Raw genomic sequence first — 9,253 nt, forward strand, 5'->3', positions numbered from 1 at the left:
GGCGCGTTCCGGTTCATACTGGAAATCGTCTGTCTTCTTGCCTTCCCATGCAGCAATACGTGTACGAAGTTCTTTTTTATAAATATCTTTCATCAGGTCCATTATGTAATCCCCCTATTTTATAGATTCCATATTTAAAATGCATGGCACTTTAAATGTTTATCGATATACATATCTATTTTAATATGAATATTCTGATAATGAAAGATATATTTGTATTTTTTTAAAAAATCTTTCGATAACAGATATTATATGGTATGATGGAATCTGTAGTTTGAAAGCAGATGATTTTTGATATAGAAATAGATCATGTAATCGGAGGATGAAAATGGTTATTAAAGAAATGGTACATATTACCCCCTATCATTTGGACAGGATGCTGCATATCTACCTTCCGGATGATTACGAGGAAAGCGAAGCGCGATATCCGGTCATGTATATGTATGATGGGCACAATCTTTTTTATAATGAGGATGCTACCTACGGTAAATCCTGGGGACTGCAGGAATTTATGAGGCAGTGGGAGAACCAGCTGATCATTGTCGGTATTGAATGCAATCATGAGGGCAACAAGCGTCTGGAGGAGTTTTCGCCCTATGATTTCAAGGATTTTGACGGACAAAGGATTCATGGAACGGGCAAAGTCTTTATGCAGTGGGTGGTCGATGAGCTGAAACCGCTGATCGATACGCATTTCAGAACAAAACCAGAGCGGGAATATACCGGTATCGGCGGCAGCTCCATGGGCGGATTGATGGCTTATTATACAGTTGTGGCCCATAATGATGTTTTTTCAAAGGCAGCTTGTATTTCAAGTGCGGTCGGATTTTGTTATGATGCCATGCGGGAAGAACTGACATCGGCCGGACCGCTGCTTCCTGATACCAGGGTTTATATGAGCTGGGGAAGTAAGGAATCAGGACGTAAACCGGGACTGGTCAAATATACCTGTACGAATCTGGAATTCAGTCATCTGCTGGTAGAGCGGGGAGCCGTGACGTATCCGTATCTTCAGGCCTTTGGCGGCCATTGTGAGGCCGACTGGGAGAAACAGAATGCAATCTATATGCCATTTCTGTGGAACGGTGTATTTGAAGATGGAATGGAATAAGGAATGAGTGCAATTTTTACGGTGGCAGGGAAACTGGTGACACTTTTTATTTATGTTCTTGTGGGATATGTTGTCAGCAAGAGAAAGATGATCAGTGAGGGCTTTTCTGATGGTATCAGTCGGTTCTTGCTGGTGATTACGATCCCTTGCCTTATATTGTCGACTTTTGAAACAGATTATACCTTTGAGAGGCTGGTCAAGGCTGGAGAGGTGTATGTCATCAGTTTGATCATATTTGGAGCGAGTATTCTGATCGGGTATCTGACAGCCTGGATTTTCAGGATTTCCGAAGAGTCGAAAAGCGTCTGGATTTATTCAGTGACTTTTACAAATCATGCATTTATGGGATGGGCGGTGATGGATGCCGTTTTTGGCGGAGAGTCCATTTTTTATGCGACATTTGCCAATCTGGCATTTTCCACCTATGCCTATACTTATGGTGTCTGGCTCATGCGGAGTACCGGAACGGAAGCCGGAAAGAAACATTCTATGAAAGAATATATCTTTACACCGGTGAATGCAGCCATTGTTGTTGGATTGATTATGTTTGTTTTTCAGCTGCGCTTTCCGGCACCGGTGGATAATGCAGTACAGGGAATGTCGTCCCTGACAACACCGATGGCCATGCTTTATGTAGGAACGATTCTGACAAAGAGCAGCATCAAAGATGTTTTCAGTGACTGGAGAACTTATGCCTGTTCTTTTGTAAGGCTAGTGTTGATTCCGTTGTTGGTGTTGGTGATTGCAAGACCGTTGGTTCATGATCCGATGATTTACGGAGTGCTTGTGATTGGACATGCCATGCCGGTGGCGGGTTTCTGTGCGATTTTTGCGGGAGAATACGGTAATGATGTGGTGCTGGCGTCGAAATTTATATTTATTACAACGCTGCTATGTATTATTACGATTCCGATATTCGTGATGCTGCTGTAATGTAGATGGCGCAAGCGGCGGATGCAGGCACTGTAATGTGCAGGTCACATTACGTGCAAAAATTTTTTTCAAAAAACCGAGTAAAATCATATCTTCAAAAAGATATAAGTAGTGTAAGCAGTTAGTGAATAGCACACATGTTTTTTGGAGGTATTGCTCTATGAAAAAAATAAATTATGGTTCATTTGTATGTGAAGTTTCAGTTGACCCTGACTACATGCTTCTTAAGCACGGTTTGTGCGATTATGAAAGAGACACGATTGCTTATGCGGTAGAACGTTTTTTTACCCGCTGCAGAAAAGCCGGTAAGGCATGCACGGAAGAAAGTATACAGATTCGTGTTGCCAAAGGCAAAGCAAAAAGAAAGCACGCATTTATGTATCTTGCACCGGCAATTTTGATGGAACTGCCGGAAGGCTGGGTGCGCGTCTGGGGCGAAGTGAATGCTGCAGGCGTAGAAATCAATAAAATAGAGATATTAAAAGAACATCCTTGCTTTGCAGAATATGCTGCATAGAAGGATAAAAACTCAAGGGAGCATATCAGAAATCCCCCGACAGCCCCTTTGCTATCTGGTTGGATATATTATGGGATGCCGGGCAAAATACCCGACATCCCATGTTTAGAATGAGGAGTTATCAGATTTCAATCTTGGCGCCAAGCAGTTTGACGAATTCTGCAAGAATCGCTGTATCGCCAGGCCAAGCAGGTGCTGTAACGAGCTGAGCAGCTTCATCAACAACAGCCTGGTCTGCAGGAACTTCAACATATGTACCGCCTGCAAGGGTGATATCAGGGCCGACAGCCGGATAAGCAGTCGCTTTCACGCCTTTAAGAACGCCGGCAGCAGTCAGAATCTGCGGGCCGTGGCAAATGGAAGCAACAGGTTTCTTAGCTGCGAAAAATTCCTGAACAATTTCAATGACTCTTGGATTCAGACGAATATACTCAGGAGCACGGCCGCCTGTAATAAAGAGACCAACATAATCAGCAGTATTTACTGTATCAAAATCAGCAGTTAATGCGAAATTGTGTCCCGGCTTTTCGGTGTAAGTCTGGTCACCAAGGAAATCATGAACGGCTGTCTTAACAACGTCACCGGCTTTCTTATCCGGGCAGACAGCATCAACCTGATAGCCGAGCATAGACAGTGCCTGGAAAGGAACCATTGTCTCATAATCTTCAGTAAAATCACCACAAAGCATTAAAATTTTCTTAGCCATAAAGAAACCTCCTTCAACATTTGTTGAGATAATATAGGTGCAAAATGTATTGACTGCTTAAAATTAATTCATGAAATGTCACATAATTATGCATCTACTAAATATTATATCATATTATTACATGGAAAATGATTAAATATTTATAAAATATTGGTGATAAGAAAAGGCATCCTGCCGTTCGGATGCCTTTTCTTAAGAGAGAGGATTGTTATGTTCTAATCTTTTTCTGGCTATAAGGCTTTCTCAACCTTATGCCAATACTATACACGAAAGTTCTAAAAATACAATAGCTAATTATTAATAAAGTATAAAGTATTTCTGAGATTTTAGAAAATTGCATCTAAAAAATTTGGAGGAAGTGATAGAGGATGACAGAAGATGAGAAGTTTATGAAAGCAGCGCTGGCGCAGGCGAAGAAAGCGGCGGCCATTGATGAAGTCCCGATTGGCTGTGTGATCGTCTATGAAGGGAAGATCATTGCCCGGGGATATAATAAACGCAACAAGGAGAAGAATACCCTGTCCCATGCGGAGATGAATGCTATTCGCAAGGCCAGTAAATATCTGGGAGACTGGCGCCTGGAGGGATGCACGATGTATATTACACTGGAGCCCTGTCCGATGTGTGCCGGAGCAATTGTTCAGGCCCGTGTGGACAGAGTGGTGATCGGCAGTATGAATGCCAAAGCAGGCTGCGCAGGTTCTGTGTTGAATGTGCTTCAGGAGAGAAGGTTTAATCATCAGGTAGAATTGACGAAGGATGTGCTGCATGAGGAGTGTTCATCCATGCTCAGCGAATTTTTCCGTGAATTGCGAGAGAGAAGAAAGAAGGAAAAAGAGAAATGTATTTAGCAGATTATCATATGCATTCTAAATATTCTTTTGATGGTTCAGAAGAACTGGATACGATCTGTCAGACGGCGATCCGGAGAGGACTGTCGGAAATTGCGATTACAGACCATATGGATATTTATACAGGGCTGCCTTACGATGAGCAGATGAATTTTGAAGTGCCCGGCGGTGAACAGTATCATATGGATGTTTCGGGTCTGTATGGCGGACTTGTTCAGATGAAGGAAAAGTATGCCGGACAATTGAAGGTGCGCATCGGTGCGGAGCTTGGACAGCCTCAGGTGAATCCGGAAGCGGCGGCGCTTTTTATCAGGGATTACGGTGATGTGTTGGATTTTGTCATCGGTTCTATCCATAATATGGAAAAAGATCTGGATGTCTATTATTATGATTTTACCAAAATCGATGTGGCGAAAATGTATGATCATTATGTGGACTGGCTGCTGAAATTGTCGGAAATGGGCGATTTTGATGTGATGGGGCATCTGACCTATCCGCTGCGCTATATGTTTGAGCGTAATCAACTGCGTCTTGATCTGAGACCTTATGAGGAGAAATTCCGTCAGCTGTTTAAGAATCTGACAGAGAAGGGACGGGGCATTGAGTTGAATGTTTCCGGATATTATAAGGCCATGCAGGATGCCATGCCGCCGATGTCGATTTTGAAGTTATACCGGGAATGCGGCGGTGAGATCATTACCATAGGCAGTGACGCCCACAAAGCAGAATATATCGGCTTTTATCAGAAGGAAGCCCATGAAATGCTGGAAACGGTCGGGTTCAGATATCTGACGGTCTTTGAGCATAGGAAGCCGGAGTTCATTAAACTGTAGGGTTGGAATCCGAAAGGAGCGGGCTATGGCAGACTGAATGGATGAAAGATGTCAATATATTTTTGAGGTTGACTTTGAGCAGCTATGAGTACATTAGACAAAGAGAGTCGAATGAAAACTATTGCATGAAATGCTTTCATGAGTTACAATGGTGAACAGAACCATAAATTCGTTAGCTTATACTAAGAATGCGGACGGATAAGATGAGGAGGACACGAAGATGTTTAAAATCAACGATAATTATCTTAAATTACCAGGCAGCTATCTGTTTTCAACAATCGCGAAGAAAGTAGCTGCATATAAGGAAGCTAATCCGGAGAAGAAAGACCAGATTATCAGCCTTGGTATCGGCGATGTGACACTGCCATTGGCACCGGCTGTTATTGCAAGATTGCATAGCGCAGTTGATGAAATGGCTGTTAAGGAGACATTTAAGGGCTATGCACCTGATCTGGGTTATGAATTTCTGAGAAGCGCGATTGCACAGCATGATTATAAGGCCCGCGGCGTTGATATTGCCATTGATGAAATCTTTATCAGTGATGGTGCCAAGAGCGATTCCGGCAATATCGGGGATATTTTTTCAGTTGATAACCGTATTGCGGTATGTGACCCGGTTTACCCTGTTTATGTTGATACGAACGTTATGGCAGGCAGAGCAGGGGATTACAATCCTGCAACAGAGAGATTTTCCAATGTGATCTATATGCCTTGCACAGAGGAGAATGGCTTTGCACCGGAACTGCCGGAAGAAACACCGGATATCATTTATCTTTGCTTTCCGAATAACCCGACAGGCGCAACGATTCCGAAGACAGAGCTTCAGAAATGGGTGGATTATGCCCTTGAAAAGGGTGCAGTGATCATCTATGATGCAGCTTATGAAGCCTACATTTCAGAAGATAATGTGGCCCATACGATTTATGAGTGCGACGGTGCGGACAGATGTGCCATCGAGCTTCGAAGCTTTTCCAAGAATGCAGGTTTCACAGGCACACGTCTTGGTTTCACAGTTATTCCTAAGGCGCTTAAGTGCGGCGATGTGACATTAAACAGCCTGTGGGCAAGACGTCACGGCACAAAGTTCAACGGTGCACCTTACATCATTCAGCAGGCCGGTGCAGCTGTCTATACACCGGAAGGTCAGGCTCAGACACAAGAACAGATTGCTTACTATATGAATAATGCGAAGATTATCAGAGAAGGCCTTGCAGCAGCAGGATTTTCTGCTTCAGGCGGTGTGAATGCGCCATATATCTGGCTGAAGACACCGGACAAGATGACTTCATGGGAATTCTTTGATTATCTGTTGGATAAGGCGAATGTTGTGGGAACACCTGGTTCAGGCTTCGGACCAAGCGGTGAAGGTTATTTCCGTCTGACATCTTTCGGCTCCTATGAGAACACACTTGAAGCGGTTGAACGTATTAAGAAACTTAAATAATGTGCAGAAATTCGGTCGGGAAGTACGTCTGCGCAGCAGAGCCGAATTCCGCATCAGAACTTATAGGCAAGTTCTGAATACTTATGATACAGCGGTTCAGAGATGATTTCTGAACCGCTGTGGTTTCTGATGAAGATGAAAATGCCGGCAGTTAGTTCAGAAGAATTATCAATGCCGGAATGTAAAGGGGAATGAGAAATGCTGGATGAAATAGTGACGGTGGTCAAAAAATGCGGCGATATTATATTGTTCGCAGATGGTGCCGAGAGAAATGTCAGTTCCAAGGAGGGACGGGCGAATTTTGTGACAAAATATGATGTGGCGGTTCAGGCCTATCTTGAGGAGGAATTGCTGAAAATTCTGCCGGAGGCGGTATTTATCGGTGAGGAAGGAGAACACAGCAAAGCAATTGGTGAAGGTTATGCATTTATTGTGGACCCTATCGATGGAACGACCAATTTTATCAAAAATTATCACAGAAGCTGCGTGTCTGTGGGACTGGCACTTCATGGGACTATGGAAATCGGCGTTGTTTATAACCCATACAGTAATGAGATGTTTTATGCGCAGCGAGGAAAGGGAGCCTTTTTAAATGGTCAACTGCTGCATGTATCTTCTAACCGACTGGAAGAAGGACTTGTATGTTTCGGGACATCACCTTATTATGCAGAATTAATTGATCAGACCTTTGATCTGGTGAAGATACTGCATAGGGCAAGTCTGGATGTGAGACGAAGTGGTTCCGCTGCATTGGATTTGTGTGATATTGCCAGTGGACGCTGTGAATTATTCTTTGAGTGCCGTCTGTCGCCTTGGGATTATGCGGCCGGTTCATTGATCGTGCAGGAAGCCGGCGGCCGTATCAGCCGTATGGATGGTACAGGAATCTCCCTTGATAAGGGGTGTTCGGTACTGGCCGGCGGACCTGCAGCATGGGAAGATTACTTTAAACTGGAAGGACATATGGAGCTAGCATAATAGGAGAAAATAGTTTAGAAGATATTTTTGAAAACGATGTACTAGCAGCCGGTTTTCAGAGTTAAATTCAGGAATAGACCCAAGATGGTCGGGAGTAGCGTATGAGTAAAGTAAAGATTATAAGTGATAGTACCTGCGATTTGTCAGCAGAATTGCTGGCGCAGTTTGATGTTGCAGTTCTTCCGCATCCCATTGTCAGAGATGGCGAGCTATTGCAGGATAATGTGACCATTACCCCGGATGATATTTACAGACATTATGAGCAGACAGGCAGATTATGTACGACATCTGCGCCGAATGCCTATGACTATGAGATGTGCTGGAAACCCTGGCTGGGTGAAGGTTATGAGATTGTACATTTTACGATCAGTTCAGAGATGTCAACGGCCTATAATCAAGCCATGCTTGCGGCGGAGGAAACCGGCCATGTTTATCCGGTGGATTCAAGAACCCTTTCAACCGGTATCGGTTTGCTTGTACTGGAAGCCTGTGATTTGCGGGAACAGGGGCTATCAGCGGAGAAAATTGCGGCAAAAGTGCGTGAGGACGCAGATAAATGCCAGGCCAGTTTCCTTGTGGATGTCATAGAATATCTCTGGAAAGGCGGCAGATGCAGTTCTGTGGCAGCCATCGGTGCCAATATTCTGAAGCTGAAACCACGTATCGACGTATTAAACGGCAATATGCTATCCACGAAGAAATATCGCGGCAGGACGGCGAAATGTTTTGCGGCCTATGCCGATGATATGCTGAAAGGCAAAGACAATATCAGACAGAACCGGATATTTATTACCCATTCCGGCATTGACCCGGATATTATTGAGCTGATTCGTACCAAAATCAATGAATGGCAGCCGGATATTGAGAATATCTATGTCACCCGTGCCGGAGGAACCATTTCCTGTCACTGCGGGCCGGGAACTCTGGGAATCCTTTATATGTATGAATAAAAATCAGACTGAAGATATGAATGCAGCAATTGACTGCATCGATATCTTCGGTTTTCTGTAGAAATTTAGAGTTGGACATTCAAACAGGAGATTGTTAAAAATTCTGTAAAAAAGTCGGTGAACCTCCGAGCTATTTTTGACAAAAATAAAAAAGCCAGTAAAATCAAGGCTTTGCGGGAATTTACTATGAAGAGGTTGACCGACTTTTTTGGAGAAAAAGATTGAAAAACAGTAGAAATAAGGTATAATGAAAACATGAAACGCAGTAAACACTGTTGTTGAACCGTACCTATGAGTGATTGAAACAATCGATCTTCAAGGAAGTACATATTGTACCCATACCGTTACACTGTATCTATGAGGGATTGAAACGATCTTAGGTGCTTGATAGTAATAATCTACAAATTCGTTGAACCGTACCTATGAGAGATAATTTATTTTTACTGAACGTATTGTTTTTTATGAACACTATAATTTGTTTTGCTAATTTCCAAAGGAATATATAAGTAAAAGAAAATGCTTCGAATGCCTCAGCTCATAAAGAGTTGGGGCATTTTTGATGTACATTTCCCCATTTTTGATATTTTAAACCGCTGGTTGAATGACAAATGCTTCATCAGCGTTTATAATAATTCTTGTCAGCGAGGGACAGCGATGAAATACAGAGTATCAGAGTAGTTGCTACATCTGGTCTGCTGACAAATGACAATTTCATATTTGAATATTTGAATCATGTCTGCAATCAACTCGATGAATAAAGTACGCCAGTACTTCGAGGTGTGCGGTAATTTCCAAGAGCCGAAATGGTGAGGATGTCCGGTTGACCGGAACAGGGATACCTGCTCCGGGAGGCCGTCGGGGTTCAGTGATGAATCCCGGGGAGACGGAAACCGTCAAGGAAAACGCATATCGCAGAGATGTTCGCACTTA

9 protein-coding genes are annotated in these 9,253 nt (G+C 43.3%); 8 read left to right on the forward strand and 1 reads right to left on the reverse strand.

The annotated features are described in order from the left end of the window. The first annotated feature begins 328 nt into the window (after positions 1-328). The 3 genes from WMO25_RS10230 to WMO25_RS10240 all read left to right on the forward strand — a co-directional run bounded on the left by WMO25_RS10230 (position 329) and on the right by WMO25_RS10240 (position 2,561). The gene (locus WMO25_RS10230) at positions 329-1,111 is read left to right on the forward strand and encodes an alpha/beta hydrolase (RefSeq protein ID WP_015513143.1); all 783 of its coding nucleotides are present in this window, start codon (positions 329-331) and stop codon (positions 1,109-1,111) included. A gap of 3 nt (positions 1,112-1,114) precedes the next feature. Beyond that, a complete protein-coding gene (locus tag WMO25_RS10235) occupies positions 1,115-2,044 on the forward strand; it encodes an AEC family transporter (RefSeq protein ID WP_349085230.1) in 930 nt (309 codons plus the stop codon). 160 nt (positions 2,045-2,204) lie between these two features. Then, the gene (locus WMO25_RS10240) at positions 2,205-2,561 is read left to right on the forward strand and encodes a hypothetical protein (protein WP_178439994.1); all 357 of its coding nucleotides are present in this window, start codon (positions 2,205-2,207) and stop codon (positions 2,559-2,561) included. Between the two features lie 121 nt (positions 2,562-2,682). Here the strand turns inward: WMO25_RS10240 and WMO25_RS10245 are convergent, their stop codons facing one another. Continuing rightward, on the reverse strand, positions 2,683-3,267 hold the full coding sequence (locus tag WMO25_RS10245) for a DJ-1/PfpI family protein (RefSeq protein WP_015513145.1): 585 nt from the start codon (positions 3,265-3,267) through the stop codon (positions 2,683-2,685). Positions 3,268-3,635: 368 nt separating this feature from the next. Here WMO25_RS10245 and tadA point away from each other — a divergent pair, with 368 nt between their 5' ends. From tadA to WMO25_RS10270, 5 genes are all read left to right on the forward strand, one after another. Beyond that, a complete protein-coding gene (gene tadA / locus WMO25_RS10250; RefSeq protein ID WP_349085231.1) occupies positions 3,636-4,118 on the forward strand; it encodes a tRNA adenosine(34) deaminase TadA in 483 nt (160 codons plus the stop codon). An 11-nt stretch (positions 4,119-4,129) separates the two neighbouring features. Further along, entirely contained in the window at positions 4,130-4,951 is an 822-nt protein-coding gene (locus tag WMO25_RS10255; protein WP_349085233.1) for a histidinol-phosphatase HisJ family protein, read from the forward strand. 220 nt (positions 4,952-5,171) lie between these two features. After that, positions 5,172-6,395, forward strand: coding sequence for an LL-diaminopimelate aminotransferase (locus WMO25_RS10260; RefSeq protein ID WP_215690474.1), 1,224 nt, complete (start codon positions 5,172-5,174; stop codon positions 6,393-6,395). Positions 6,396-6,593: 198 nt separating this feature from the next. Beyond that, on the forward strand, positions 6,594-7,373 hold the full coding sequence (locus WMO25_RS10265; protein ID WP_349085234.1) for an inositol monophosphatase family protein: 780 nt from the start codon (positions 6,594-6,596) through the stop codon (positions 7,371-7,373). Between the two features lie 101 nt (positions 7,374-7,474). Further along, a complete protein-coding gene (locus tag WMO25_RS10270; protein ID WP_349085235.1) occupies positions 7,475-8,323 on the forward strand; it encodes a DegV family protein in 849 nt (282 codons plus the stop codon). Positions 8,324-9,253 lie beyond the last annotated feature (930 nt).

It is taken from the genome of Coprococcus intestinihominis, assembly GCF_040096555.1.
Taxonomy (GTDB): Bacteria; Bacillota; Clostridia; order Lachnospirales; family Lachnospiraceae; genus Coprococcus_A; species Coprococcus_A intestinihominis.

Bases quoted from the DNA above. Each gene is read 5' to 3' on its own strand.
- WMO25_RS10230 (WP_015513143.1), top strand. From the start codon at position 329: ATGGTTATTAAAGAAATGGTACATATTACCCCCTATCATTTGGACAGG.
- WMO25_RS10235 (WP_349085230.1), top strand. From the start codon at position 1,115: ATGAGTGCAATTTTTACGGTGGCAGGGAAACTGGTGACACTTTTTATT.
- WMO25_RS10240 (WP_178439994.1), top strand. From the start codon at position 2,205: ATGAAAAAAATAAATTATGGTTCATTTGTATGTGAAGTTTCAGTTGAC.
- WMO25_RS10245 (WP_015513145.1), bottom strand. From the start codon at position 3,267: ATGGCTAAGAAAATTTTAATGCTTTGTGGTGATTTTACTGAAGATTAT.
- tadA (WP_349085231.1), top strand. From the start codon at position 3,636: ATGACAGAAGATGAGAAGTTTATGAAAGCAGCGCTGGCGCAGGCGAAG.
- WMO25_RS10255 (WP_349085233.1), top strand. From the start codon at position 4,130: ATGCATTCTAAATATTCTTTTGATGGTTCAGAAGAACTGGATACGATC.
- WMO25_RS10260 (WP_215690474.1), top strand. From the start codon at position 5,172: ATGTTTAAAATCAACGATAATTATCTTAAATTACCAGGCAGCTATCTG.
- WMO25_RS10265 (WP_349085234.1), top strand. From the start codon at position 6,594: ATGCTGGATGAAATAGTGACGGTGGTCAAAAAATGCGGCGATATTATA.
- WMO25_RS10270 (WP_349085235.1), top strand. From the start codon at position 7,475: ATGAGTAAAGTAAAGATTATAAGTGATAGTACCTGCGATTTGTCAGCA.